27 protein-coding genes and 1 tRNA gene are annotated in these 25,337 nt (G+C 50.5%); 3 read left to right on the top strand and 25 right to left on the bottom strand.

All coding sequences use genetic code 11. The features are described 5' to 3' along the window. Nucleotide 1 precedes the first annotated feature (1 nt). Complete coding sequence (locus UM181_08725; GenBank protein WQC64680.1) at nt 2-1,255, top strand: hypothetical protein; 1,254 nt, start codon at nt 2-4, stop codon at nt 1,253-1,255. Next, nucleotides 1,255-2,271, top strand: coding sequence for an ABC transporter ATP-binding protein (locus UM181_08720; protein WQC64679.1), 1,017 nt, complete (start codon nt 1,255-1,257; stop codon nt 2,269-2,271). Before UM181_08725 ends, UM181_08720 begins: the two co-directional genes overlap by 1 nt. Before the next feature lie 520 nt (nt 2,272-2,791). On the opposite strand, the gene UM181_08715 is transcribed toward UM181_08720, so the two are convergent. The 12 genes from UM181_08715 to UM181_08660 form a co-directional block, all read right to left on the bottom strand. Continuing rightward, entirely contained in the window at nt 2,792-3,559 is a 768-nt protein-coding gene (locus tag UM181_08715; protein ID WQC64678.1) for a TIM barrel protein, read from the bottom strand. A 4-nt stretch (nt 3,560-3,563) separates the two neighbouring features. Next, nucleotides 3,564-4,205, bottom strand: a complete 642-nt coding sequence (locus UM181_08710; GenBank protein ID WQC64677.1) for an aldolase — start codon at nt 4,203-4,205, stop codon at nt 3,564-3,566. Further along, complete coding sequence (gene otnK, locus UM181_08705) at nt 4,202-5,500, bottom strand: 3-oxo-tetronate kinase (protein ID WQC64676.1); 1,299 nt, start codon at nt 5,498-5,500, stop codon at nt 4,202-4,204. The genes UM181_08710 and otnK overlap by 4 nt, the downstream gene beginning before the upstream one ends. 2 nt (nt 5,501-5,502) lie before the next feature. Beyond that, nucleotides 5,503-6,471, bottom strand: coding sequence for a D-glycerate dehydrogenase (locus UM181_08700; protein WQC64675.1), 969 nt, complete (start codon nt 6,469-6,471; stop codon nt 5,503-5,505). Then, nucleotides 6,472-7,176, bottom strand: coding sequence for an RraA family protein (locus UM181_08695; protein WQC64674.1), 705 nt, complete (start codon nt 7,174-7,176; stop codon nt 6,472-6,474). It abuts the gene before it with no gap. Next, nucleotides 7,173-7,877, bottom strand: coding sequence for an alpha/beta hydrolase (locus UM181_08690; protein WQC64673.1), 705 nt, complete (start codon nt 7,875-7,877; stop codon nt 7,173-7,175). Before UM181_08690 ends, UM181_08695 begins: the two co-directional genes overlap by 4 nt. After that, entirely contained in the window at nt 7,867-8,658 is a 792-nt protein-coding gene (locus UM181_08685) for an aldolase/citrate lyase family protein (protein WQC64672.1), read from the bottom strand. The genes UM181_08690 and UM181_08685 overlap by 11 nt, the downstream gene beginning before the upstream one ends. A gap of 2 nt (nt 8,659-8,660) precedes the next feature. Further along, nucleotides 8,661-9,803 (bottom strand): cupin, encoded by a 1,143-nt coding sequence (locus UM181_08680; protein WQC64671.1) that lies wholly within the window; start codon nt 9,801-9,803, stop codon nt 8,661-8,663. After that, nucleotides 9,800-10,855 (bottom strand): ABC transporter ATP-binding protein, encoded by a 1,056-nt coding sequence (locus tag UM181_08675; protein WQC64670.1) that lies wholly within the window; start codon nt 10,853-10,855, stop codon nt 9,800-9,802. Before UM181_08675 ends, UM181_08680 begins: the two co-directional genes overlap by 4 nt. Nucleotides 10,856-10,869: 14 nt before the next feature. Then, nucleotides 10,870-11,685 (bottom strand): carbohydrate ABC transporter permease, encoded by an 816-nt coding sequence (locus UM181_08670; protein WQC64669.1) that lies wholly within the window; start codon nt 11,683-11,685, stop codon nt 10,870-10,872. Next, on the bottom strand, nt 11,682-12,566 hold the full coding sequence (locus tag UM181_08665; GenBank protein WQC64668.1) for a sugar ABC transporter permease: 885 nt from the start codon (nt 12,564-12,566) through the stop codon (nt 11,682-11,684). Before UM181_08665 ends, UM181_08670 begins: the two co-directional genes overlap by 4 nt. A gap of 84 nt (nt 12,567-12,650) precedes the next feature. Then, nucleotides 12,651-13,928, bottom strand: coding sequence for a sugar ABC transporter substrate-binding protein (locus UM181_08660; protein ID WQC64667.1), 1,278 nt, complete (start codon nt 13,926-13,928; stop codon nt 12,651-12,653). A 153-nt stretch (nt 13,929-14,081) separates the two neighbouring features. Here UM181_08660 and UM181_08655 point away from each other — a divergent pair, with 153 nt between their 5' ends. Further along, on the top strand, nt 14,082-14,744 hold the full coding sequence (locus tag UM181_08655) for a GntR family transcriptional regulator (protein WQC64666.1): 663 nt from the start codon (nt 14,082-14,084) through the stop codon (nt 14,742-14,744). 117 nt (nt 14,745-14,861) lie between these two features. Here UM181_08655 and UM181_08650 read toward each other — a convergent pair whose 3' ends face one another. The 13 genes from UM181_08650 to UM181_08590 all read right to left on the bottom strand — a co-directional run bounded on the left by UM181_08650 (nt 14,862) and on the right by UM181_08590 (nt 25,321). Further along, nucleotides 14,862-15,410 (bottom strand): prolyl-tRNA synthetase associated domain-containing protein, encoded by a 549-nt coding sequence (locus UM181_08650; protein ID WQC64665.1) that lies wholly within the window; start codon nt 15,408-15,410, stop codon nt 14,862-14,864. Nucleotides 15,411-15,472: 62 nt separating this feature from the next. After that, nucleotides 15,473-16,066: a hypothetical protein gene (locus tag UM181_08645; protein ID WQC64664.1), complete on the bottom strand. Its 594-nt coding sequence runs from the start codon at nt 16,064-16,066 to the stop codon at nt 15,473-15,475. Between the two features lie 39 nt (nt 16,067-16,105). Then, nucleotides 16,106-17,338 carry a site-specific integrase gene (locus UM181_08640; protein WQC64663.1) on the bottom strand — a complete coding sequence of 411 codons (1,233 nt, stop codon included), beginning with the start codon at nt 17,336-17,338 and terminating at the stop codon, nt 16,106-16,108. Nucleotides 17,339-17,578: 240 nt separating this feature from the next. Beyond that, nucleotides 17,579-17,653: transfer RNA gene (locus UM181_08635), tRNA-Phe, on the bottom strand. Between the two features lie 96 nt (nt 17,654-17,749). Continuing rightward, on the bottom strand, nt 17,750-18,472 hold the full coding sequence (gene recO, locus UM181_08630; protein ID WQC64662.1) for a DNA repair protein RecO: 723 nt from the start codon (nt 18,470-18,472) through the stop codon (nt 17,750-17,752). Between the two features lie 58 nt (nt 18,473-18,530). Further along, nucleotides 18,531-18,854 carry a DUF1491 family protein gene (locus UM181_08625; GenBank protein ID WQC64661.1) on the bottom strand — a complete coding sequence of 108 codons (324 nt, stop codon included), beginning with the start codon at nt 18,852-18,854 and terminating at the stop codon, nt 18,531-18,533. Then, nucleotides 18,851-19,753 (bottom strand): GTPase Era, encoded by a 903-nt coding sequence (gene era, locus UM181_08620; GenBank protein WQC64660.1) that lies wholly within the window; start codon nt 19,751-19,753, stop codon nt 18,851-18,853. Before era ends, UM181_08625 begins: the two co-directional genes overlap by 4 nt. Then, complete coding sequence (gene rnc / locus UM181_08615; protein WQC64659.1) at nt 19,750-20,439, bottom strand: ribonuclease III; 690 nt, start codon at nt 20,437-20,439, stop codon at nt 19,750-19,752. The genes era and rnc overlap by 4 nt, the downstream gene beginning before the upstream one ends. Next, on the bottom strand, nt 20,436-21,275 hold the full coding sequence (gene lepB, locus UM181_08610) for a signal peptidase I (protein ID WQC64658.1): 840 nt from the start codon (nt 21,273-21,275) through the stop codon (nt 20,436-20,438). The genes rnc and lepB overlap by 4 nt, the downstream gene beginning before the upstream one ends. A gap of 53 nt (nt 21,276-21,328) precedes the next feature. Next, nucleotides 21,329-21,730 (bottom strand): holo-ACP synthase, encoded by a 402-nt coding sequence (acpS, locus tag UM181_08605; GenBank protein ID WQC64657.1) that lies wholly within the window; start codon nt 21,728-21,730, stop codon nt 21,329-21,331. Then, the gene (locus UM181_08600; protein WQC64656.1) at nt 21,727-22,482 is read right to left on the bottom strand and encodes a pyridoxine 5'-phosphate synthase; all 756 of its coding nucleotides are present in this window, start codon (nt 22,480-22,482) and stop codon (nt 21,727-21,729) included. Before UM181_08600 ends, acpS begins: the two co-directional genes overlap by 4 nt. Nucleotides 22,483-22,512: 30 nt before the next feature. After that, nucleotides 22,513-23,172, bottom strand: coding sequence for a DUF2062 domain-containing protein (locus UM181_08595; GenBank protein ID WQC64655.1), 660 nt, complete (start codon nt 23,170-23,172; stop codon nt 22,513-22,515). A 19-nt stretch (nt 23,173-23,191) separates the two neighbouring features. Further along, the gene (locus UM181_08590) at nt 23,192-25,321 is read right to left on the bottom strand and encodes a bifunctional (p)ppGpp synthetase/guanosine-3',5'-bis(diphosphate) 3'-pyrophosphohydrolase (protein WQC64654.1); all 2,130 of its coding nucleotides are present in this window, start codon (nt 25,319-25,321) and stop codon (nt 23,192-23,194) included. Nucleotides 25,322-25,337 lie beyond the last annotated feature (16 nt).

Genomic DNA, 25,337 nt, shown 5'->3' with positions numbered 1-25,337 from the left:
TATGACGTTAGACGAACAAGCCCGCGATGTTCTGCGCAAGAATGACAAGGGGGGCTATACGCTCCCGACCCATGGGCTTTATCCCTACCAGTGGAACTGGGACAGCGCCTTTGCCGCCTGGGGGTTTACGACGTTTGACCCTGATCGCGGATGGACCGAACTGGAAACCCTAATGTCAGGCCAATGGGAAGATGGAATGCTTCCGCATATTCTGTTTCACCGTATTGACCCCGGTTACTTTCCCGGTCCAGACGTTTGGCAGGGGCGTGGCCCAATCCCCTCATCTGGCATCAGCCAACCACCAGTCGCGGCGACCTTCATGGCCAAGATGCTGGCCATGGACCCCAGCGGCGAACCTCGCGCTCGCGCGATTTGGCCTAAGCTCAATGCTTGGCATCGCTGGTTCATGGATTGGCGCCTAGATCAGGGTGCGGTCTGCGTCACCCATCCTTGGGAGGCCGGTCGCGACAACGCCCCTGATTGGGATGGTGCAATGAAAGCGATCAATGCCGATGACGTGGGCGACTACACACGCAGGGACACCAGCCATGTCGACCCCGCGATGCGCCCCACAAAATACGACTATGACCGCTATCTCAAACTGGTACAGCTTGGAGTATCGGTTAACTGGGACCAGGACAAACTGCGTGATATCAACCCCTTCCGAGTTGCCGACCCCACGATGACCTTTACCTTACTGCGCGCACAACGGGACATGGCCGCGATGGGCCGGCGTTTTGGTGAAGGCGTATCAGAAATCGAAGGCTGGATTGAGGTCCTTGAAGCTGGTGCAGAGACCCTGTGGAACCCAGAAATTGCAGCATATGACAGCCGCGACGTACACGCAGCTACATTCAACGGTGTCCTTTCGAATGCCTCCGCATTGTGTTGGTATGCGGGCCTCAATCATGAACGCGCTTTGCCGGCAATTGCCCGCATGTTGAACGCCGCCCGCTATGGGCTTGCGAGCTATGACCCTGAGGGCGAAGGATTTGAACCACTGCGTTACTGGCGCGGACCGACATGGCCGATCATGAGCTATCTCGTTGGGTCCGGTATGGAGGAACAAGGCGTCACCGATTTGGGTGCGCGTATCCGTGATGACACCGCGCGCTTGATGGAGCTTAACGGTTTCGCGGAATACTACAGCCCTCTGGATGGCACACCTGCAGGCGGAGAGACATTCACCTGGACCGCGGCCGTCTGGCTAGGATGGGCCGGGGACAATCGAGAAAACCAACGAGGAAACGCCTGATGTCGTCAATCAAACTAAATGCAGTTGAGAAATGGTTTGGCGCAACTCAGGTCATAAAGGGCGTAGATCTTGAGATTGAAGATGGCGAATTCGTCATTTTCGTTGGTCCGTCCGGATGCGGAAAATCTACACTTCTGCGGATGATAGCCGGGCTGGAGGAAACGTCGCGGGGGCAAATCATGATTGCGGACCGTGACGCCACAGCAGAGTCGCCTAGCAAGAGGGGGCTGGCAATGGTCTTCCAATCCTACGCGCTCTACCCGCACATGTCGGTGCGCGATAACGTCGGCTTTCCTTTGAAATCCGCAGGGCTGCCAAAGGCCGAAGTCGATGCCAAGGTCAAAGAAGCCGCCCATGTCTTGAAGCTTAACGATTACCTAGACCGTCGCCCCAAAGACCTGTCCGGCGGGCAACGTCAGCGCGTCGCCATCGGCCGCTCAATCGTCCGTGATCCAACCGCGTTCCTGTTCGATGAGCCGTTATCGAACCTTGATGCTGCCCTGCGGGTCGAAATGCGCTACGAAATCGCCAAGCTGCACCAAACCCTGCAATCAACGATGATCTACGTGACGCATGATCAGGTCGAGGCAATGACTCTGGCCGACCGAATTGTTGTTCTTGATTTTGGCAAGATTGCTCAAGTGGGTAGCCCCCGCGAGCTTTATGAACGCCCCGCCAACTTGTTCGTCGCTCAATTTATCGGCTCACCTCGGATGAACATCGTCCCAAGCACGGCAGTGAATGGGATAAGACTGCCTGAAAATGCGACAAAGGTTGGTGTCCGCCCGGAGCATATCGAATTGGTCAACCCCGGAGCAGGTTTGATCGACGGAACGGTCGATGTGCTGGAATACCTTGGCGCCGATACATTCGTGATCCTCAAGTGTGAAGACGCTGGGCAAATCACGGTACGTGTAAATGGAAATTCGACCTTAAGGCCCGGTGACTCAGTTGGTCTGCGCATCTCCAACGATCTGTTTCACACTTTCAATTCAGACGGGCTGGCCATTCATTAGATTAGCCAATGTAATCAGTCTGGCTGTGGTGGATTTGACCCCAAAGCGGAACTTGGTGATTTCCACTGCAAGTGTCGCCGTGGAAAAGTAGCCATTGGCTAAAAATTCTCTAATGCTTGCTTTGTCCGCGTAGTAGCCGTTAGATGATCACGCAGCGGATGGCAGCTGAGAGCCCGAAGCAAAAGTATCGAGTCTTTGCTGAGCGCACTCGCAGCACAAGAAACGCTACTTGAGCGAAGAACCCCATGGTTCTACGAGGGTAGATGCTCCGAGATTGACGTAGACTGTAGCAAATGCCTTGACCTAATTCACAAACTGCGGAGGTTATGTTTAAGCTCTCTCGATGGCTAACTCGATTTTCAGCCTACTCCATCAGATTTCCAAAAGTTAGGTTGGATTGCGAAATAAACGCTTGGAGGATTTATAAATTGTTCGGAAACGCGCTGACTTTAATCGAGCGGCTCAAGAATTGTTAAAAAACTGCTAGAAACAGATCAGTTGTTAAACGTCTTTTCCTAGATCATTTTGCGCGTAACGATTTGAGCCAACCAAGGCTTTCCTCTGTTGAGGCAACAGGCTTGTATTCCGCGCCTAATGGCGCATCCCATCCCAAACCTTCAAGGCGCTTAATAAATCTTAGGAAATCGAAGGTCCCATGCAACGGCTCTCCTCGGTCGGGAACTGCGGCGAATTGAATATGTCCAATATAGGCAAACACATCTTGCAGGCGCGTCTCGACATCACCTTCGGTTCGACCCACATGATAACAATCAAACATCAGCCTTACATTCGTGAGTCCAACTCTGCGCAGTATTTTGACGGCTTGAGGCGTTGTTTTTAAAAAATACCCAGGCGCATCATAAGCATTTAGTGGTTCGATCAGTATCATCTGGTCATGTTTTGCAGCCTTTTGACCAACCCGGAGCAAGGTATGAACAAATGTATCTTCGGCTTCCTGGCCATCAGCATTCCCTGCCATCACATGGACCATCCGTGCACCGATATCACGCGCATAAGCAAGCGCTTCGTCGGCATGAAGGCAAGCCTCTTGCACGCGACCCGGAACAGCCGCAAGGCCCATCTCACCGATGTCGACATTACCACGCCGTGTATTCAGGCCAAGCATTGTTAGTCCGGTTTCGGAGAGGGCTTTGCGCACATCGCGAGCGGCAATATCGTAAGGCCAATGACATTCGACAGCGTCAAATCCGGCACGTTTCGCCGCTCTTATCGCATCAGGTAACCAAATCTCATTCCATAGAAAGCCCAAATTCGCAGAGAACCTCATTTTTTTACCACTCAACATCAAATTTTGTTATAATAGCCTGCACCTGACGATCGGTTAATGTAGAAACCGGTAAGTGTTTGGTTAACATTACTAACTTTGCAGTGGCCTCCAATTCCTCAATGGCGTTGCAGGCGGCTTCGACATCTTTACCAGCCACGACCGGTCCGTGGTTGGCCAGCATGACAGCGCTTCTTTTTCCAGCAAGTCCGCGCACGGCTTTCCCTAGCTCAGGATCACCAGGCAGAAAAAACGGCAAAAGCTTTACCCGGCCCAATTGAATGATTGCATAGGGCGTCAGGTGAGGAAGAAAATCATCTTCATCCGTATCGTGCATGAGAGACAAGGCAACCGAATGGCATGAATGCAGGTGGACAACTGCCCCCGCACTGTTGCGGGTTTCATAAAAGGCCTGATGCAGCGGCATCTCTTTTGTCGGTAGATCACCATCGATGTGGCGACCTTTCGCATCAAACCGGGCAAGCCGGGCGGGGTCTAACCGCCCAAAGCTGCATCCTGTGGGAGATACCAAAAGCCCGCCATCGTCAGTCCGCGCCGAGATATTTCCGGTGCTTCCATGTGTTAGCCCACGCCGAAACAAAGACGCAGCTAGCATGCAGATGGATTCGCGTAATTTAATTTCGTTCATGTTTTTGCCTGAATAATAGAATCTGCTCTGACGAAAAAATCATCACCACCGAAATTGCCTGATTTCAGGGCAACCGGGAGTATCGGGCGGCCTGATGCACCCAGCGCCATCGTCCACGGTACACCAGGATCAATCTCGGATCCGATCCGTAATGCGGCAACGTCGAGCGCAGAAACAACTGCACCAGAGGTTTCCCCTCCTGCAACGATAATCTGACCGGTCTGAGGCTCGGTCGCAAGAGTGCTCGCCAATTCAGAAAGAATCTCTTCAACTATCTTTCCTGCTCGATCCGAGCCGAGTGTGTCTTGCACGCTTTTGACGTATTCAGGATCTCCAGAACTATGGATTAATACTGGTCCATGAAGCAATGCGTCAGCTGCTTGATTTGCTAAATCATTGCTTGTTTGGCTACCGTCGTTCAAAGATATGGGATCAATCTGCAAGATGTATCCGCCAGCATCTCGAAAGCACTCAATCTGACGCAGTGTGGTAGCCGAACAGCTTCCTGCAAGGATGAGCGTATGGCCCTCCCCGGTATGCTGCTCATTGCTTAATGGAACATTGGTCGGTACGTACCTTCCCGCCTCCGCAAAAACCTGAGCAAGTGGCTTAGCTAATCCTGAGCCACCTGCGAAAAACTCGAAGTTTTGTAAGACCTCTGCCCAAATGCGCAGATCTGCTCCGTCGATAGCATCCCCAATGACGTGGCGTGTTCCATCTTTTCTTAAGTTTGTCATTTTCTCGCAAACACGGATCGGACCAGCTTTAATATCAGCATGTTCTATCAGTCCGACTCTGCGGTCCGTCTGCAGTCCCAACCAGCTGACCAAATTTGCGTCGGTCATGGGGTTCAGTGGATGATTTTCCATACCAGATGCACTCAAAAGCGCATTGCCGACGAAAAGGTGGCCTTTGAAGACCGATCGACCATTGACCGGAAGCGCGGGAACATGTGCAACAAGACCACAACCCAATGCATCTGCAAGCGCGTCACTGACCGGACCAATGTTGCCTTCAGGAGTGGAATCAAAGGTCGAACAGTATTTGAACTGGACGCATTGAACCCCCATATCTAGCAAGGATTGTAAAGCCGATAAGGACTGGGAGATTGCATCATCAACAAGAACCGAGCGGGTCTTGAGGGCAATAACCAGAGCATCAGCATCAACCGGAAACCATGGCTGGGGTGGCCCAATGGTTTGAACGACCTGCATACCACCGTGACGCAACATCGAGGCGATATCCGTACCACCGGTAAAATCGTCCGCAATTATTCCAAGAATTGGTTTGGGCATTTTCAAACGACCCTATTTGGTAAGTCTGCACCCGAGAAAAAGGCTTCAATATTTTCTGCGGCCATGATTCCCATTGCAGTGCGCACTTCATAGGTCGCCGAACCAATATGCGGCAAGAGCGAGACATTCTCGAGTTTTCGCAGTTGATCAGGAACTCGTGGTTCATCCGCGAAGACGTCAAGACCAGCACCGGCAATACGGCCTGCAACCAGGGCGTCTACAAGGGCTTCTTGATCGATACTGTCACCGCGTGCGGTATTCACTAGATAGGCCGTCGGCTTCATAGACGCGATATGCGATGCAGTGATTGGAGGTGAAAGGCTACCACCTGGCACATGGACACTAACGACGTCCGCCTGAGACATGACCGCTTCGATGCTTTTCAATGGCAGAAAATCAGGATCTATATCGGGTACAGGGGAACGGTTATAATAGATAACCTTCATTCCAAATCCCAAAGCAGCTCGGCGCGCGGTCGCACGGCCAATGCGCCCCATTCCGACTATGCCTAGCGTTTTGCCTTGGATACTGGCCCCTAACCCATCGACGATTGAGAATCCGGTCCACTCGTTAGTGCGAAGCGTCCGCTCTGCACAAAATGTATGTCGTGTTGCCGCAAGAATAAGAAACATTGCGATATCCGCCGTGGCATCGGTGAGGACATCTGGTGTATTAGAAACGGCGATGCCCATAGCTCGAGCAACGTCGGTATCGATGTTGCTAAACCCGACTCCGACATTCGCAATCATGCCGACTCGACGAGACGAGCACTGCAGCATTTCCGCTTCAACTTGATCGCTAACGGTGACGACCAACGCGTCATATTCTTGCATTGATTTGTACAACTCATCGCGAGCCAGTGGTGCGTCGTCTGGATTGAAGACAACATCGAAGTTCTCTTTCAAACGCTGTTCAACGCTAAACGTAAGTTTGCGTGTCACACGAATCTTCGGTGTCTGATTTTCCAACACTCAGGTTCTCGCCTGCTCAAATTTTTTCCAGGCCTCTTCGAGCTTTTCGATATTGAAACCTGGCGCGCGCGCGGGAATCAACACAATGGATTCGTTTTCGATAACAGTTTCGATAGCCTGCTTCAGGTTAAGTATGACTTCTTCTGGGATTACCAACGCGCCATGGCGGTCTGCATGTATGAGTTCACCCTGTGAAACATGCATCCCCAAAATGCTCACACTAGTCCCGATTTCGACAACATGCACGTAACCATGGCTCGGTCCGATCGAACCTGCCAGAACTGGAAATCCGTCATCAATCACATCAAGATCGCGCACCACGCCATTCGTGACGGCTCCCTGTAAACCTAATCCCTTGTGAACGGCAACATGCACCTCACCCCACCAGCCAGCGATACAATTGGGATAGTCGACATCTTCGACGACCGCGACGGTGGGCCCACTTCCGCCCGCCATCAAACGGAAATAGTCCATACGGCGCGCCCGGATGACCTCTTCGGGTTCAATAGGCGGAGCAAGACCAGAAATCTTGGCAGTGCGCGCAAATCCGACAATAGCGGGATCGCCAGGTTTGGAATGCTGCATGGTGCCACGTGTAAAGCGGTTAAAACCTCGTTTGCCCTGAGCCACTTCAATCGCGTTGCAAACGGTTGGAGTGTCAACGGATTTCAAGAGTTCAAAAAGTTCTGACATACAGTCATTCATTTGATTAGCTCCTCTAGATACAATTCCAAAACCGCTTTGCAGGCGTGTGGATCTTCTAACAATGCATAATGACCCAGCCCCGCAAGACAGGTAACCGTCCCATTTAGTGCTGCACCGGCTGCATCCTTCGCGAGAGAAAAAGGTGTCATTCTATCTTCACTACCTGTCAGCGCAAGAACTGGGTATCTGGCATTCGCAAGGGCAGAGCACGCGCCTGGTCGTTCAAGGGCTAAGGTGGTTTGCTTAGATATGTAAGGTCCACATGCTTCAGCCATATCGAGGATCGTTTCCAACACAATTTCCGCATTCATACCGTGAATTTCTGGGACACGGGCGGACATGGCTTTTCGCCCACCATGCGCTAGCACGTCATTTTCAAGATCGCGGCGCAATTGGTATTTCTCAGGATCATCGGCATGTGGGTTCACTCCGAACAAAACCAGCAGGCCAATATCCAGCCTGTCGGCCAGATGGGCTGCTACGCCTGCACCCAGAGAAAAGCCACACACAACCGAACCTGGGGGCACGTCCTCTGTGAGGAGGCGTTCATATTCATCAACTGACTGATAACGAATAGGAATTACAGTTCTTTGGCTTTGAGATACGCCAAGTGCATTAAGAAAAGGCAAAAATACCTCACCTGTACACAACGTACCCGGCAGCAAAAACCATTGTTTTGATATCATGCTATCAGTATCCATCGTTAGACAGCCCTGAGCTATCAGTGTATGCTCCTAACACACCGCGAACGGCCGAAACGCTGCTCTGTATTAGATTATTGAAGTCGTTCCCGGGTGTGACCAAATTGAAGCCTTGCTCAACTCGGCGCTTTGCCTCTCCAACATCACTGCAAAAAATCCCAGTAGGGCACCCTTTGTTCTGCGCACGTTCAAGAATAAATGAGATCGCCGCCTCGGACTCGGATCTTGGAAACTCCAGCGATCCCTCCATGGAGAAGGCCAGATCATTTGGCCCAATGTAAATCATATCGATGCCTGTTACGTCCAAAATTTCATCGATGTTTTCAACGCCATCAAGAGTTTCAATCATAGGAATCGCCATAATAACGTCATTGGCTTTGGCAACATAATCTAGCCCGCCATAAAGTAGGCCGCGCGCTGGTCCAAAGCTTCGCTCACCGATTGGCGGATAACGGCATGCTGCAACGAGCGCTCGCGCATCATCTGCTGTCGAGATCATGGGGCAAATGATGCCATAGGCACCTGCATCCAAAAGGCGCATAATCGACGCTTTGTTGAGTTCCGGCACGCGAACCAGTGGTGTTGCTGGTGTTGCTGATATCGCCTGCAGCATATGCAACGCATCCGAAAATCCCAGCATCCCATGTTGCATATCGACAGTAACAGAATGAAACCCGGCCTGGCCCATCCCTTCCGCAGAGTAGCTTGATGGGATAGCTAGCCATGCGTTTACAATCGTCTTACCTGTCGTAATCCGGTCTTTCACCTTATTTGAACGCATAATTATCCAGCCCAGCCATAGTTGGGCAACAGCGAAGCCTTTGCCACAAATCCGCCTGCATCCAGGGCTTTCCCGTCTTTCCATGCCGCGTCAAGAACCTCAGGCCGGAAGCGCGGCCATTTTCGGTGATCTCCAGATACAACAATGAGAACCTCAACCGCGTCGTCGCCTAGACATTGAAATCTACGAACAACGCCCGCCGGGATTGAATAGGTCTCCCAAGCGTTGAGATCAACAGACACGTCACTACCTTCATTTAAGTACAGACGCACGGAACCATATCTTATTATCAACACCATTTTTTCATCAAGAACAAAAGGACTGACTGTTTGGCCGGCTTGCATCTTTAGCCATTCCATTGAAAACGTATGCGGATTTGTAATTCTGGGATTATGGTCACGATTCTGGCTGATGCCATATCCAAGAATAGGTGCAATTTCGGCGCCACAATTTGGGAGTCCTGCATCGATAAAGGCCGGACGAAAATCGCGGTCGGACTCAGCAACAATACGCTTGGTCATCTCGCTCGGTGAAATGTCTCTGATTGCGGCCAAATCTTCGGCTGGCATCGGCGGGATTGTTTCACCTTCAGCAGGTACCGGATCGCCCTTGGAGGTATCAATCAGAGTGTTATTTTTCGAAATAAACAGCCCGTATTCCGCAGCCTCAATCATAATGTCGGGGTGGAAAACCACACCGCCCGTATTGTCGCCACCAAGCATTGTAAAAATCCAACCATCATCGGTGCCGGTATTGGTAAACCCACGGAAGATCCAAGTCGGTACAGACAGAACGTCACCTTCCGAAGCTTCAAAGCTATGTTCGCCATGTGCTCCCCATCGGAAGGTCCAACTACCTTTTTGAACGACGAACACCTCTGCTGTGAAATGAATGTGAAGATTGTTGGTAATCCCACTTGGCATTGCAGCTGCACCCACATTAAAGCCATGCGGCTCGGGTAGATTTACCACCTGATCGTTTGACGAACTTACGCCCGGTCCAATGATCGAGTAATTCTCTTTTAAGTGGGAACCAGGTTTTTTGCAGTCAATGAAAGCAACCGTACAACTGGCGTAGTCAGATCGTTTCACGTGTCGCGCATCCGCTTGTTTCTGTGTCAATTCTAAAGTGGCAGATTCGGTCATGAGTTGAGTCTTTCTCCAGTTGATTTATCGAAAAGGTGAAGTTTCTCAGGTTTTCGTGGTGCAATATGACAAACCTCATCAATGTTAGCCTCAAAGTCAGCTGGCCCTCGCACACATATTGATGTTGCACCGTCCTTTATAGTCACAAGAGTCGCATCACCAGTCAGTTCCAGAGCGTAAACCGGAGCCATAATAGTAGCCCGTTGCCGCTCGACGATCTCCAGATCTTCAGGTCTCACCCCCAAGACTACGTCGCACCTGTCAGAAAACTGTACGGGGATTTTGACGCCCTTCGCTACAAAGAAACCATTCTCGACTTCTCCCTTGATGAGGTTCATAGAAGGAGATCCAATGAAACCAGCGACAAAAAGATCGACGGGTTCCGAGTAGATTTTCTTTGGCGTATCCAGCTGGACGATGCGACCTTCGCGCATCACTGCAATCCGAGTAGCGAGCGTCATGGCTTCCATCTGGTCGTGGGTGACATATATTGTAGTGACCCCTAACTCATGATGCAGATGCTTTAATTCAGCACGCATTGTTACGCGCAGCTTAGCGTCGAGGTTCGACAGGGGCTCATCCATCAAGAAAATCTTTGGGGTACGAATGATGGCGCGTGCCAGTGCCACACGTTGGCGTTGACCACCTGACAGCTCAGATGGACGACGTTTGAGCAATTCTTCCAGTTCAACTTTTTCCGCAATTTCAAGAACGCGTGCAGTGCACTCTGCCTTAGATATTCCGCGAAGTTTGAGCGGATATCCAATATTTTGCGCAACAGTCATATGCGGATAGAGCCCATAATTCTGAAACACCATCGCGATATCCCGATCTTTTGGCGGCTTGTCATTTACGCGATCATTGTCGATCAGGACATCCCCGGATGTAATATCTTCTAGCCCTGCAATCATACGCATGGTCGTTGTTTTACCACAGCCCGACGGGCCAAGAAGAACAAGGAACTCCCCCGCTTCGATAGTCAGGCTTTGTTTTGGCAATGCTAGAAAACCACCGTAACGCTTTTCTATATCTACCAAACGAACTTCAGTCATTGTTAGATCTTCCTTTATTTGATCGCACCGGCAGTCATGCCGCGTGTAAAGTGTTTCTGTATGATCATCGCCATGATGAAAATTGGCACAGTGATCATGACACCGGCAGCACTCATCAATTCCCAAAGGTCGCCGCGTTCAGTTCGGAAACTAACCAACCCAACCGGAAGCGTCACCGCATCTCGACGGGTCAGGATCAACGAGAATAGGAACTCATTCCAGGTCAAGATGAAGCAGAAAATCGATGACGTCAGGATTCCAGGCGCTGCCATCGGCAAAACAATGTCGCGAATAACCCTAAGGCGTGAGGCCCCGTCGATCATCGCCGCTTCTTCGCTGTCCACCGGGATGGCATCGATAAAGCCTTTGATCATCCAAATTACGAAAGGCGTGACAATTGCAAGATTTACAATAATCAAAGCGATCCGCGTATCGAGCAGCCCAAGAGAACGAAACATCAAAAAGAACGGAAGCACGATGACAACTGCCGGGATGAATTGTGTTGAAAGAACCATAAAAAACAATATCTTGCGACCTTTTACCCGAAACCTAGAAAAGCTATAGGCTGCCAAAGAGGCGCAAGGCACGGAAATCAACACAGTGACGCCTGCAACAATGGCCGAGTTCAGTACCATGCTGCCCAAATTCCAAGGTTCGGCAAAAACCATAGCAAAGTTATCAAGAGTAGGTTTAAAATTCAGGCTGATCGAATATGCGTCGCGGGGTCGTTTTAGCGACGTCAGAAACATCCAGAAGATCGGAAAAAGGACGATCAAGGAAACAAGTAATAGCAATGCTCGTTCAATCGTCCAAAAGATGTGCTTTTTCATGCTGTTGCCGTATTCTTATCACTCAACAGCATGCGGACATACCAAGCCGAGATGACCATCATAATGAGCGTCAGAATCCAGGCCAGCGCCGAGGCGTAGCCCATATCGTACCATTTGAAACCAACGTTGAATACAAAGTACGCTAGTGTCTCAGTCGATGTTCCTGGTCCCCCGCCAGTAAGCGTGACAACCTGATCAAACATCTTCAGGGCAAAAATAGTTTTCAGGATTGCGGTGACCAGAAGAACTCCCTTCATTTGCGGAAGCACAATTTCCCAAATAACGCGGAATCCGGAAGCGCCATCAATTCTTGCAGCCTCTTCGGTTTCACGCGGAATGGAAGCTAAGCCACCAAGGCACATGAATGTCATGTATGGCGTCCAATGCCAGACATCGGTTACGACCAGAACTGCCATGGCCAAGTCTGGGTCGGCAAGCCAAGGCGTGCCCTTTAAACCAGGAAAAATCGAGCCCAAACCAACAGCCAGAACACCAAATTCTGGATTAAACATGAACCGATAACTGACTCCGATAAGGGCGGGACTCATCGCAAAGGGTAATATAAGGATAATTCGCGTAAATGTGTGCAGCGGGCCTCTACGGCGCAGAAGCAAAGCCAGTGACATCGCTAAAACAAGGGTCAGAACGACACTTGCCACCACGAATATGACTGTCACCCAAAGCGAGTTTTGAAATCCAGTTTCAGCGACTGCATGAGCATAATTTTGGAGTCCCACAAAATCATCTGGCGTGCGCTGCCGGGTTAGGTCCCACTCACGAAATGAAGTTATAAAGGAATATGCCAGTGGGTATATGGTCGTGGCCACAACAATCACAAAGGCCGGAACTAGCAAGGCATAAGAAAGGAAACGATCTTGCATAACAGAGTCAGACTTTCAGCTCAATTATTTGTATGGTCGGCACACAATTCAATATACCGACCATACTCTGGGAAAGAAGGAACACTAGCGAATACGCGAAATTTCCTCAGCAGCCGCATCAAGAACACCGGATACATCGTCAGATCCACCTGAAGCCAGGCTTGAAATAGCATTCTCCAGTATCTCTGAGATCCGCGGCCAATCTGCATCAAAACCCATGCCAGGAGCTGTCGCCAAAGCATCAGCAGCAGCCTGATGGATGCCTCCCCAGCGTGCATTAACTTCTGGATCACGCAGGTTTGAGAAATGCACTGCTACAGTTTCGTTGAGGTTCTTGTCCAACAGCACATCTCGTTCTATTGCGGGATCAGTCAGCCAGCCCAGATACTCAATGGCTGCATCACGATTGCGCGACCCTTCTGTGACACCAAATATCCAAGTGTTGGTAAAGGTTGTCCGTTCAGCTCCAGCGACAGAAGGCAAAGCCACAACGCCCAATTGTTCATCTGTTACTGTAGACTCTTCAGGATCAGTCAGTTGAGAACGAACCCACCACCAAAGTGGTAGCATAGCAGAATTACCCTGCTTAAAGCTGTTAACAGCATCCTGCTCTACGTATGCCGCAGCCCCGGTTGGTACGATTTCGTGTTTCAAAAGCAAATCAATGAACTGCTGTGTTGCAGCCACACCGGCTTCTGAGTTGAAGACAGGCTCGCCATCCTTTCCGAACAAATCACCACCGTGGCCCCAAAGCAAATTGATCCAGACCTGAAGGTTCTGACCGTTGAGCTTACCATAGGGCAAAGCGATACCTGCAAGGTCACTTGCTGCCTGCACGGCCTTGCCAGCCTCAACAACTTCGGTCCACGTTGTAGGCGGCTTCACACCAGCCTGGTCCAGGATGTCTTGACGATAAAACAAAAGTTGGACATGACCGCGCACAGGCAAACCATGAAGTTGGCCGTCTATATAGCCGTGACGAAGATGTGCCGCCGGGAAATCGGACAGATCGGTCCCCTGCGCCGCAATGCCTTCATCAATTGGATCGATCAAGTTTTTCAGAGAGCTGACCCAACCATCCATGATCGAAACGACATCGTAGTCTCCTGCCCCACCGACCATTTCTGCGGTCAGGGCTTCTTTCATGTTTGGAAACGGTACGTAATCAATAACGACATCGATACCAGTTGCCTCTTCAAAGGCAACCATGCGTGCCTCATGCGCCTCGAACTGACTTGATTTCACAATGAGCGCGTGAATGGTTTGACCGTCGTACGGTCTCCCGGGGGTAGCCTCCCAGGCGAACGCCGAACCGACAAACAGAGCGGTCGAGAGCGCCAGTGCGCTTGACAGTAGTTTCATCTTTTTCCTCCCAAAAGGTTTCTGAAGTCAATTTATTCGACACAAACTATATTTTGTCAATATTATTATTAATAATTTTTACAATAATCATTACGATAATCCTATTGTACCTTAGACCCAATTATGGAAATTATAAACGCAAGGAGAAAACACATGCAAAACACTCTCACTCAGCAGATCGAAGACGATATCGTCTTTGGCATTCTTTCGCCTGGCGCCCGGCTCACTGAAGATAGCATAATCGAACGCTACTCGGTAAAACGCCATGCGGTACGTACCGCATTTACGGAACTGAAAGCGCGCAGAATGCTCATACATGAGCCAAATCGTGGTGTAGAAGTTATCTCTTTCACTCCCGATCAGGCAGAAGAATTATATGAAATTCGTCTTATTTTAGAGAGTTCAGCAGCAAAAAAAACCAAATTACCGGTGGCTAAAACTATCTCCGATCAACTGTCCGAGATCGCAAATGCTCACAAAGATGCCTATCATAGCGGCGATTTTCGAAGTGTTTTCCATCTTAACAAAGATTTCCATAGAGTTCAATTTTCTTGCTGTAGCAATAAAAACCTTGTTAAGATGGTAGAAGAATTTGCTCGAATTGTTCAACCTATTCGCGTCATGCAGTATGGCAGCGACGAGCACATGTCATTGATTATAAATCAACATTTCACGATCATCGATGCAATGAAAGAGGACTCTCAGGAACGGTATATTCAAGCCACGAGAGATCACCTTCCCATTTCGGCAGTACGCGCTTTCCGTAAACATTATGACCGTCTTCATGCAAAACAAAATCGCATTGATAAGGTATAACGACAGTCACCGTATGTTAAGTAAACGGTCAAGCACCTCAAAAAGCATAGACTGATTAACAGTCGTACTGGTCTTGTGCGAACAGCGACCTGTTATCAGCTATGTTAGGCGGAGGAATTACTCTAAATCTACCCAAACAGGGTCTACTTTGATTTTTTCAAAGAACGCCTGCAAGCCTTCTAACGTGATGCCCAATGTACGATCATTAACTAAAGGGTGCACATAGATCTGCTGGCAGCTTTTTAATCCACTATCAATGAACAACTGAACTCCCGTTTCAACACCATTAATCATGGCAAGCGGTGTGACAGCCCCAGGGCGAACACCTAGGTTTTCCATTAGGCGCTCGGCAGATCCGAAGGACAACCGTCCTGTTCCCAGTTTCGTATTCAGAGTTTTAAGATCTATCTGTCTATCCTGCTCAGCAACTAAAAGCACGTTGCGCTTTTTATTATCTCGCAAATAGAGATTTTTAATATGACCTCCACCCTGTTCTGAAGATAAGAATTGCCCTTGAACCTTCTTGGAATCTTCTACGGTCCTTAGAGGCACATGATCAGCGCGTGTGTACGCAATCCCCCAATTATCCAGCTGTTCCATTATCACATCTGATGAGATTGGAAGGCTGTCTTGGTATTTAGACGAGGCATCAGCTGTGTCGTTCATGTTAACGCCTTTTCCTGATACTCTTTGCTTAAGCACATTTTGAGACGACTATGATGGCCTTGTCAGACAAATACGGACATGCCTCTCAAACTACCAAACTGCTTGCGCATTTGGTCTGACATGCTGTTGTCCTCAATACAGATCATACGCAAGCCATTAGCATACTTTGCCCACTCTAGGATTGCTCCGCCTCCTTGGTCGCCAATCGAACACCCAACCAAGCCAAGTTCTGTCAAAGTAGCAGGAAGAGAGGCTGCTAAAGTGCTAGCACCTTCGTCACCAATGGCATTGTAGCTCAAGCTAAACGAAACAAGTCTAGCCAGCTCAGAAACTGTTGTTCTATCCAAAGCGTTTGCAATGAGCTTTACATCAGAAGCTGTCATTTGGGCATTCCGCAAATGTAAATTCAAAGCAGCCGAGCTAATCGCACTTTTAGCCAGATGATCAGCAGCTGTGTTTGCCACATCCGAACCAATCGCTCTAAGTGCAATCTGAAGACTTTCTTCAAGAGGTAATTCGCTCGATTGCAAACTATTTCTGGCCATTAATGTTCCTGAAGTTGTGGCTAAAGCGAAAGAAGCAGCACCAAAAATCATCCCTAATCCACGTCGAGTATATGTTGAATGGCCTCGCTTAATTTCTTGGTCTTGGCTCATGATCACACCTACCTACAAATTAACTTTATCATATCAAGTTTATCCAATCACGTCAGCATACTCATCACGGCTAAGCTCATATCGCTTACCCGTTAGCATGTCTTTCTTGAGCCGTGGTGTAAGATGGCTGTAGTGGCGCTCAATCATGCCAATGCTCGTGCCCATCTGTATGGCTAAGGCGTGAATATCCATTCCATCGTTTATCAAACCGAATGTCGCGTAAGTATGGCGCAGGCTGTACAGTGTTCTGTTAAGACCTGTGCGTGGGCATTTAATCAGCTTGCTCTCTTTCATGAATGCACGGAAGGTCTGGTGTATATTCTTGCTCACTGTTCCATCGGGCAGTCTAAATACCGGCAGATCTACGCGCTCTTTCAGCAACTGCTCAAAGCTCATGTGTTTGAGGTCTTCTGCACGCTCATGAATACGCTTGAGGTAATTGATGGTTCCACTGCGGCAGATGATATCCCGCCTGCCCGTTTTCCCTGTCACGCTCATTTCTAGGTATTGAAGATCATTTTCCTCAAACAGCGTGATGTGTTTCCAGTTTAGGTTAAGTGCTTCAGTTCCGTGGCGCATACCCGTGTTGGCCAATATGAGCACATAATCCCGCATGAGATATCGCATGTCGGTGGGTTTGCCAGCCTTACCTTGTTTGATCCAATGCGGCAGTTTGCGGATCATTGTGGCGTATTCTTCACGCGTAAAGTCTGGGCGCCGTTCGCTCTTCTCACCCTTGTTTACAAGCATAGGGACGTTCTTATGTGCCAGAAAGCCCCTTGCCACAGCTTCATCAAACACGCGGTTCATCGCAGAGTTATGTGTGTTGAGCGTACTTGCTTTGGGCTCCCTGCCCATCTTTGCTCTGCGCCACTCATAGAAACTTTGCACCTTCTCATAATCAATGGAGGTCACATACTGCGAACCAAAGTAGGGAACGAGGTATCGCTCGATGCAAACGATGTAATCTGCATAGACTTTCTTGCCCAATCCAGCATCCAGCTGTTTGCGCATGTCAGTAATTGCAAGCCGCGCTACATCTGAGAATTTCTTGGTAATCACAGGGAGGTCGTTTTTATGTCTGAACTTATATTCTAAGTAAGTGTCTCGCGCGATTTCTTTGGCTTCATTGAGATCTTTTTTCCCAGTGCTGATCCTAATAGCTTTGCCATCAATGCTAAATGCAGCCTGCCATCTTCTACTGCGTTCGCGACGATACACACGGACCTCACCGTCCAAGATCAACACAGTATCATCTCGCAAGTGTCGCACGCCAATCTCCTTACCAAATTATATGGCTCACAATACCGACAAGTCTACCAATGTGTGTTTTTGATTAGGAGAAATCCAAACAGCAAAGACTCTGTTCATTCACTAGGGTTAAGACACAGTGGTTGAAGTTGGAATTACGCCCCATAAACACGCAAAAAAGTGTGTGTTTGGTGTGTTTTTGAAAAACACACGCATAGCGTTAACATCGGAAAATTAAGCCGTTGATATTACTTTGAAAAGTGGTGCCCGGGGGCGGATTTGAACCACCGACACGAGGATTTTCAGTCCACTGCTCTACCCCTGAGCTACCCGGGCACTGAAGCGCCTGAGCCTTCAGTGCGGCGGTTTTAGGACCTGTAGCACAAACTGTCCAGAGCTATTGCTATAAATTCTTGTTTCTAGATCAAATTTCTACCGCAATCCGATCAAATCAATCAAACGGCCCCGCGCCGAGGGTAAGCGATCAATCCCCAAATTCGCGCATACATGGCCCGCCAGAAAATGCTCGGTCACGCGCAAGCCCGAAACAATCTCTTTATCCTCGAAAGCAGATGCGCCTAACATGACGGGCGGCAAGGGCAATAAGCGCTGCGCCCAAGCGCCAGCCCCTTCGGCAGAGACTGCGCGCCCTGTTTTTGGCGAAACATAGATTAAATTGTCGCGCGCACCCGTGGCCGCACAGCGGCTAAGATCCAACCCATAGCCAAGACTGTCCAATAACAACATTTCCCACTGAAGATAGGCAAGCGGCCAAACATTGCCCTGCCCTAAAAGATCTAGCAATTGCTCGCTGCGCTGATAAAGCTCTGGCATGGCTTCACGCTCCGGCATCAAGCGCGACAGCAGTGTTGTAACCGCATTCAAGCCCGCCAAAGCCAATCGATCGCTTAGCGCAGCGGCGCTGCGGCTGCGTACAGGCTCGATTGTGAACTTTCCCAAATGCGCCTCTAACCTGGCTCGCCAATGAATATCAACTTGCGAACCCGGCTGCAAAACCGCGGCCATTTTGCGCGCCCGCCCGCCCGGCACAACCCCCAGATGCCGCCCTTGGCTGGGCGTTAGAACATCTACAATGACAGAGGTTTCACCATGCAAACGGCGGCTTAAAACGATTCCCGTATCGCGCCATTCCATTTTGTTACCCTATCTCACCAACGCCCCTTGGCGAAAGCTTACCATAGCGATCTGCGTTTTACACATAGTCATCTAAAAAATGCCGGCCCGCACGGTCTTCAAGTTCGATCACCCAAAGATCCGGATCAAATCCCAATTGTCGTTGCAGCGTTGTATCAATTTGTTCTTCTGTGCCTTGTTCAAGCTGTTGCCAGACACGATCGCCAGTTTGCAGGTCGAACCCGCGCTGAAACAGGCGGGCCTGACCGTCTAATGTTGCCAGTTTGACAAGCACCGCGCCAGCGGTATCATCCCCATGCGCCAATATATAGGCTGGGATGTTTTCAAGCGCCAGACGCCGCAGATAGGCTTGCACCCAAAAGGCAGCGGTCAGCCGCGTCATCCATTTCCATCCCTAAAATCTAAGCCCATTTCACTGTAGCGTGCCGCATCTTCCAGCCATTTCTGCCGCACTTTCACTTTGCAAAATAGATGGACGCGACGCTCTAAAAAGCCTTCCAGTTCTTCGCGCGCCGCTTTTGATACGGCCTTGATTGTTTCGCCCTTATTGCCGAGCAAAATACCCTTATGCCCATCACGCACCACATAAATCACCTGATCTACGCGGGCGCTGCCATCGGGGCGCTCTTCCCAGCTTTCTGTTTCAACCGTCAGCTGATAGGGCAATTCCTGATGCAATCTCAGCGTCAATTTCTCACGCGTCATTTCAGCCGCAATCATCCGCAGCGGCAAATCAGCGATCTGATCTTCCGGATAGAGCCATGGGCCTTCGGGCAGCTCTTGCCCCAGCCAAGCCCGCAAATCTGGCACACCATGCCCGCGCTCGGCAGAAATCATGAAGGTTTTCTCAAAAGCAAAAGCCGCATTCAACTGCTGCGTCAAAGCCAGAAGCGCATCTGATTTAACCCGATCAATTTTATTGATTGCCAGAATAACACGGCGACCCTCTAGCTCTTTAAGCTGGTCTATAATGCTCTGAACACCAGAGCTGATGCCGCGATGCGCTTCCACCAGAAGCACAACAATATCTGCATCCATCGCGCCGCCCCAAGCCGCCGCCACCATCGCCCGATCAAGACGCCGCCGTGGTTTGAAAAGCCCCGGCGTGTCCACGAATACCAATTGCGCGGCTCCTTCCATGCAAATCCCGCGAATACGCGCGCGTGTTGTTTGCACTTTATGCGTAACAATCGATACTTTCGCACCAACCATTCTGTTCAAAAGCGTCGATTTCCCAGCATTGGGTTCGCCAATCAGCGCAATAAAGCCTGCCTGGGTCATGTGTCCGCCTCCATTGTGTCTAAAAGAGCTTGCGCCGCCGCTTGTTCTGCAGCGCGTTTGGTGCCGGCTTTGGCCCGCGCTGACGGGCCATCGGAAAGTTGGGCCTCGATTTCAAAAACTGGCGCATGATCCGGTCCGTCGCGCCGCTTGGTGAGATAGGTTGGAGGTGGCAATCCGCGGGCCTGTGCCCATTCCTGCAGCGCGGTTTTGGCATCGCGGGTATTCTGCCCATCAACGGTTTGCAAACTGCGGTGCCAGAGGCGCAACACAAGCGCCTGCGCCGCCTCCATGCCACCATCAAGATAAGCGGCCGCAATCACGGCTTCCATCGCATCCCCCAGTAAGGTTTGCTTGCGACGCCCCCCTGTCATCATTTCTGATCGACCCAGTTTTAACACCGCTCCCAGATCAATATCGCGCGCGATTTCGGCGCAGGTTTCTTTGCGCACCAGCGCGTTATACCGCAAAGCCAAAATACCCTCAGACGCCTCTGGATCCTGCGCCAACAAAGCTTGCGCGATCACCAACCCAAGCACGCGATCACCCAAAAACTCTAAACGCTGATAATCCCGGCGAGTACTTGTGCCTTTTGAGGCATGCGTGACGGCTTCAATCAAACCAGACGGCTGTTTAAACCGATAGCCCAGCCGAGTTTGAAAAAGCGCCAGATCACTAGCGATTTTCACTGAACCGCCTTAAAAAACCGATCTGAACGCCAGGTCCAAAAATACAACATTGAGCGCCCAGCCGAGGAGAACATGATGCGATCGGCGCGCCCGATTAAATCCTCATATTTCACGAATCCAACGCCATTGCTTGCTTGGCGTACCCGGCTATCCGTTGAATTGTCCCGATTGTCACCGATGAAGAAATATTCACCTTCTGGCACGGTGAAAATACCCGTATTATCCAATGACTGTTTCCCGATATTCAGCGTGGTGTAGGTTACGCCATTGGGAAGCGTTTCTGCAAAACGTTGCTTTTCACAAATGCCCCCCATTCCAACAGCCCCATTCGCGCAGCGCGGCCGGTTTCCAAACGCACCTTGCGGTTCCATAATTTCTTCAAAAATACCATCTGGCTTTTGCGCAACGGTCTGCCCGTTGATCACCAATTGGCCGTTTTTCATCTGCACTTTATCACCGGGCATTCCGATCAAACGTTTGATGTAATCGCGCCCCGAAACCGGATGGCGAAACACCACCACATCGCCTTGTTGGGGCGTGCCTCCAAACAAGCGCTTATTGTCGTTTCGGGTGAACCCGCACAGATCCTTTGCATCGACATTCAATCCCAAACGCGGAATGATCAGGCTGGGACAAGATGCGTAGGAATAGCCATAGGCCATTTTATTCACAAACAGAAAATCACCGATCAACAGCGTTTCTTTCATCGACCCTGATGGGATCCAAAATGGCTGAAAAAATAAAGACCGAAACACCCCTGCAAGCAGCAAAGCATAAACAATTGTTTTTATCGTTTCAAAGATAGAAGCCAGCGGTGATTGGGCTTCAGTGGCCATGACGTTCTCCTGCATCCAGATTTGGGCTTAAATGGGCCTTTGCCGCATGCGTGTCAAGGCAAGAGGCGGGCCTCAATGACCACGAAAGCTTGTGCCCAAGGATGATCATCGGTCAGGGTCACATGCACCACGGCGTGATGCCCCTCGGGAGTGAGGCTGTTTAACCGTTCTAGCGCCCAGCCAGATAAGGCCATCACCGGTTGGCCCGTTTTCAAATTGCTGACGGCCATATCCTTCCAGCTAATGCCCATACGCAAGCCTGTGCCCAGCGCTTTTGAGCAGGCTTCTTTTGCGGCCCACCGCTTGGCATAGGTGCCTGCTTCATCTTTGCGGCGCTTTGCCTTGGCCTGTTCGGTATCGGTAAAGACGCGGTTGCGAAAACGGTCTCCGTGGCGTTCAAGAACCCCTGCGATACGCTCAATATTCGCAAGATCTGTTCCGATCCCCAAAATCATGCGGGCGTACGGGCCGCATCCATCAGGCGGCGCATTTCTTCAATTGCTGGTGCAAGCCCGCGAAAAATTGCCTCACCGATCAGGAAATGGCCGATATTTAACTCTATCACTTCGGGAAAGGCTGCCACAGGTTGTACAGTATCATAGGTCAGACCATGACCCGCATGCACTTCTAAACCAAGACTATGGGCAAAACTGGCCATTTCGCCCAACCGCACTAACTCTGCATCGCGTTCCGCAAAGCGCCCCTCTGCGTGCAAATCGCAATACGCCCCCGTATGCAATTCGATCACTTGCGCCCCGATGCGGTTTGCGGCTTCGATCTGCTGCTGGTCCGCGGCAATAAAAATAGAGACACGGCATCCGGCTTCGCGCAATGGCGCAATATAATGCGCAAGTTGGTTTTCTTCGCGCGCGACCTCTAGGCCACCTTCTGTGGTGCGTTCCTCGCGCTTTTCGGGCACCAAACAAATAGCATGCGGCTTATGACGCAGCGCAATTTCTTGCATTTCAGCGGTTGCCGCCATTTCAAAATTTAGCGGCACGCGCAGAATATCCATCAATCCATCAATATCCGCATCAGAGATATGCCGGCGATCCTCTCGAAGATGCGCCGTAATACCATCCGCCCCTGCCTCTTGCGCCAATTGCGCCGCCTTCAGCGGATCCGGATAGGCGCCGCCCCGCGCATTGCGCACGGTTGCAACATGATCGATATTCACACCCAGCCGCAGCTGTCCTACAGGCTTCATGCAGCTCTCCTTCGCTCTATATAGCGTAAACTAGTGCGGACGATGCGTTTCGTCATCAGATTTCAAAGCTTTTTTTCGAAGCGCAATTAATTTTTCACGCAAGGCACCTTTTCGGCGCTTTTGATAGGCCCGAATGATCGGCACACTGAGATAATATCCAACCGCCCCGGTCACAACGCCCGGAAAAATACCACCCACCATATAGGGAAAGAAAATTTCGTTATAAAAGGTCATGAGATTGGTCCAATCAACCTCTTCCCCAGAATAGCCTGCTAATAAATTATCTCTTAGATCGCGCCAGGCATCTAAAAACTTACCCCCAAATGAGCGGGTGCTTTCCACATTTTCCGTTCTATGACCCAAGATAAAATGACCGGTCTGCAAGGACACAAGCCCAATCGGGATATAGGTCAGCGGATTGCCGAAAAACGTCGCAAGCAACGCAGCCAGAGCGTTGCCATTAAACACGCGCGCCAGAAGAATGGCGGCAACAAAATGCAAACCGTAAAACGGAGTGAATGTTGTAAAAACGCCAACCCAAATGCCGCGCGCAATGCGCTCGGGCGTATCGGGCAAGCGCCGGACCCGATGTTTCACGTATTGAAACGCCCGCGACCAGCCACCTTTGGGCCAAAGCAAGTCGCGCATGATGTTTATCACCGCTCGCCGGTCACGTCGTTTAAATACCACAGGGCACCTCTGATTCTTCTTAGCTTTCGTTTACGCCGCGATGCGCAGCGCGTAAACGACGAACTGAGGCCACTTCACCTTCTGCCTGCAAAACCGTGCTGACCGCATGAAGCTGTTCGATATCGCGCAGATCCACATCAATATTCAGGCGATAAAAATCAGGGTTTCGATCGATAAACTCAAGATCCGAAATATTTGCCCTCTGTTCCCCAATCAATGTACAGACGCGCCCCAAAACGCCCGCATCATTGCCCAGCGTCATCTGCAGTGTCACCGGATAAACAGCCGCGTGCTGCCCGGAATGCCAATGCAAGTCCAGCCATAATTCCGGCAAATCTTCGTAATCCACCAACATTTGGCAATCAATTGAATGCACTGCAACCCCATGCCCATGCGCCGCAATCCCAACAATCCGCTCACCTGGCAAGGCCTGACAACAAGGCGACCGGTTGAAGGATTGCCCCGGCGATAGGCCGATCACCGCGCGGCGCATATCAACATCAACAGCTTCTTTTCCACCCAGCTTAGGATAAACGCTGCGCACCACATCGCGGGCGCTAAATTCAGCGCTTCCCATGCGTGCCAATAACTCATCAAGATCGCCGACACCCATTTTCTTGGCTGCTGTTTCAAGTACTTTATCCGTGGCGCGTTTGCCCACATGCTCAAAAGCCGCGCGCGCCAATTCCTGGCCCATCACGATGAATTTTTTACGATCTGCCTCTCTGAGGGCGCGTCGAATAGCGGTTTTGGCCTTTCCAGTCTCGGCCATTTGCAACCAAGTGGGTTGCGGATTTTGACCCTGCGCGGTGATGACCTCAATCGATTGGCCATTGCGCAGACGGGTCCATAGGGGCACGCGCAGCCCGTCGACTTTCGCCCCCACGCAAGCATTGCCAATCCGCGTATGAATGGCATAAGCAAAATCGATCGGCGTTGCGCCTTTCGGAAGCTTGATCACATCGCCCTTTGGCGAAAAGCAAAACACTTTATCCGAATACATCTCGAGCTTCACGGCCTCAAGAAAATCAAAATGGTCATGATCGGAATCAAACTGTGCGATCAGCGAGTTAATCCATTGAAAGGGATCCACAGTGAATGGGTTTTCACTGCGCACGCCATCCCGATAAGACCAATGGGCCGCCACGCCGCTTTCCGCAACATCATGCATTTGCTGGGTGCGGATTTGCACTTCAACGCGCTTACCGTCTCGGCCGGAAACGGTGGTATGTATCGACCGATACCCATTGGATTTTGGTTGGCTAATATAATCTTTAAATCGACCCGGCACGGCCCGCCAGCGTTGATGGATAACTCCCAGCACGCGATAACAATCGGCTTCACTCTGGGTGAGGATCCGAAACCCATAAATATCTGATAGCCGCGAAAAAGCTAAATCCTTTTCCTGCATTTTACGCCAGATCGAATAGGGCTTTTTGGCCCGCCCGAACACTTGCGTCGAGATATTGGCCTTGTCCAATTCATGGTTCATATCGCCGGTAATGCGCAGAACCACATCGCCCGTTTCTTTTTGCAATTTGATAAAACGGCGCATGATGGACGAGCGCCCTTTGGCATTCAACACCTTAAAAGATAGGTCTTCCAAATCTTCGCGGATCGATTGCATGCCCATCCGGCCCGCAAGGGGTGCAAAAATATCCATGGTTTCACGGGCTTTTTGAACTTGTTTTGCCGGGCGCATCGCGCGGATGGTGCGCATATTGTGAAGCCGGTCCGCCAGCTTGACCAAAATGACCCGCATATCCTGCGCAATCGCCATCAACAGCTTGCGGATATTCTCGGCTTCTTTGGTTTCAGTGGAACTGAGCTGCATATTGGTTAACTTGGTGACCCCATCCACCAATTTAGCGACTTCTGGGGTAAAGCGATCTGAAATATCCTGAAGCGTTGAGCCGGTATCTTCAACAGTATCATGCAATAAGGCCGTCACAATCGAGGCATCATCCAACCGTTGGCCGGCCAAAATTTCCGCCACGGCGACGGGATGCGTAAAATACGGCTCGCCAGATTTACGCAATTGCCCTTCATGCTTCATCCGCCCATACGCATAGGCTTGCATGATCAGCTTTGAATTTGATTTCGGATTGTATTGAGCAACCTGTTCAGCAAGACCTTCAGCAGACAGCATATGCGCATAAACCCTT

Source organism: Alphaproteobacteria bacterium US3C007, assembly GCA_034423775.1.
Lineage (GTDB): Bacteria > Pseudomonadota > Alphaproteobacteria > Rhodobacterales > Rhodobacteraceae > Thalassovivens > Thalassovivens spotae.
This window is presented reverse-complemented; position numbering and strand designations above follow the sequence as displayed.

What these genes read in the sequence shown, in the direction of transcription:
- UM181_08670 (WQC64669.1), bottom strand. Translation starts at nt 11,685, where the DNA reads ATGAAAAAGCACATCTTTTGGACGATTGAACGAGCATTGCTATTACTT.
- UM181_08655 (WQC64666.1), top strand. Translation starts at nt 14,082, where the DNA reads ATGCAAAACACTCTCACTCAGCAGATCGAAGACGATATCGTCTTTGGC.
- lepB (WQC64658.1), bottom strand. Translation starts at nt 21,275, where the DNA reads ATGGCCACTGAAGCCCAATCACCGCTGGCTTCTATCTTTGAAACGATA.
- UM181_08725 (WQC64680.1), top strand. Translation starts at nt 2, where the DNA reads ATGACGTTAGACGAACAAGCCCGCGATGTTCTGCGCAAGAATGACAAG.
- UM181_08590 (WQC64654.1), bottom strand. Translation starts at nt 25,321, where the DNA reads ATGCTGTCTGCTGAAGGTCTTGCTGAACAGGTTGCTCAATACAATCCG.
- UM181_08695 (WQC64674.1), bottom strand. Translation starts at nt 7,176, where the DNA reads ATGAATGACTGTATGTCAGAACTTTTTGAACTCTTGAAATCCGTTGAC.
- UM181_08720 (WQC64679.1), top strand. Translation starts at nt 1,255, where the DNA reads ATGTCGTCAATCAAACTAAATGCAGTTGAGAAATGGTTTGGCGCAACT.
- recO (WQC64662.1), bottom strand. Translation starts at nt 18,472, where the DNA reads ATGGAATGGCGCGATACGGGAATCGTTTTAAGCCGCCGTTTGCATGGT.
- UM181_08685 (WQC64672.1), bottom strand. Translation starts at nt 8,658, where the DNA reads ATGCGTTCAAATAAGGTGAAAGACCGGATTACGACAGGTAAGACGATT.
- otnK (WQC64676.1), bottom strand. Translation starts at nt 5,500, where the DNA reads ATGCCCAAACCAATTCTTGGAATAATTGCGGACGATTTTACCGGTGGT.
- UM181_08600 (WQC64656.1), bottom strand. Translation starts at nt 22,482, where the DNA reads ATGAAGCCTGTAGGACAGCTGCGGCTGGGTGTGAATATCGATCATGTT.
- UM181_08675 (WQC64670.1), bottom strand. Translation starts at nt 10,855, where the DNA reads ATGACTGAAGTTCGTTTGGTAGATATAGAAAAGCGTTACGGTGGTTTT.
- UM181_08690 (WQC64673.1), bottom strand. Translation starts at nt 7,877, where the DNA reads ATGGATACTGATAGCATGATATCAAAACAATGGTTTTTGCTGCCGGGT.
- UM181_08665 (WQC64668.1), bottom strand. Translation starts at nt 12,566, where the DNA reads ATGCAAGATCGTTTCCTTTCTTATGCCTTGCTAGTTCCGGCCTTTGTG.
- acpS (WQC64657.1), bottom strand. Translation starts at nt 21,730, where the DNA reads ATGATTTTGGGGATCGGAACAGATCTTGCGAATATTGAGCGTATCGCA.
- UM181_08715 (WQC64678.1), bottom strand. Translation starts at nt 3,559, where the DNA reads ATGAGGTTCTCTGCGAATTTGGGCTTTCTATGGAATGAGATTTGGTTA.
- UM181_08680 (WQC64671.1), bottom strand. Translation starts at nt 9,803, where the DNA reads ATGACCGAATCTGCCACTTTAGAATTGACACAGAAACAAGCGGATGCG.
- era (WQC64660.1), bottom strand. Translation starts at nt 19,753, where the DNA reads ATGACCCAGGCAGGCTTTATTGCGCTGATTGGCGAACCCAATGCTGGG.
- UM181_08650 (WQC64665.1), bottom strand. Translation starts at nt 15,410, where the DNA reads ATGAACGACACAGCTGATGCCTCGTCTAAATACCAAGACAGCCTTCCA.
- UM181_08660 (WQC64667.1), bottom strand. Translation starts at nt 13,928, where the DNA reads ATGAAACTACTGTCAAGCGCACTGGCGCTCTCGACCGCTCTGTTTGTC.
- UM181_08625 (WQC64661.1), bottom strand. Translation starts at nt 18,854, where the DNA reads ATGACGCGGCTGACCGCTGCCTTTTGGGTGCAAGCCTATCTGCGGCGT.
- UM181_08645 (WQC64664.1), bottom strand. Translation starts at nt 16,066, where the DNA reads ATGAGCCAAGACCAAGAAATTAAGCGAGGCCATTCAACATATACTCGA.
- UM181_08710 (WQC64677.1), bottom strand. Translation starts at nt 4,205, where the DNA reads ATGAACGAAATTAAATTACGCGAATCCATCTGCATGCTAGCTGCGTCT.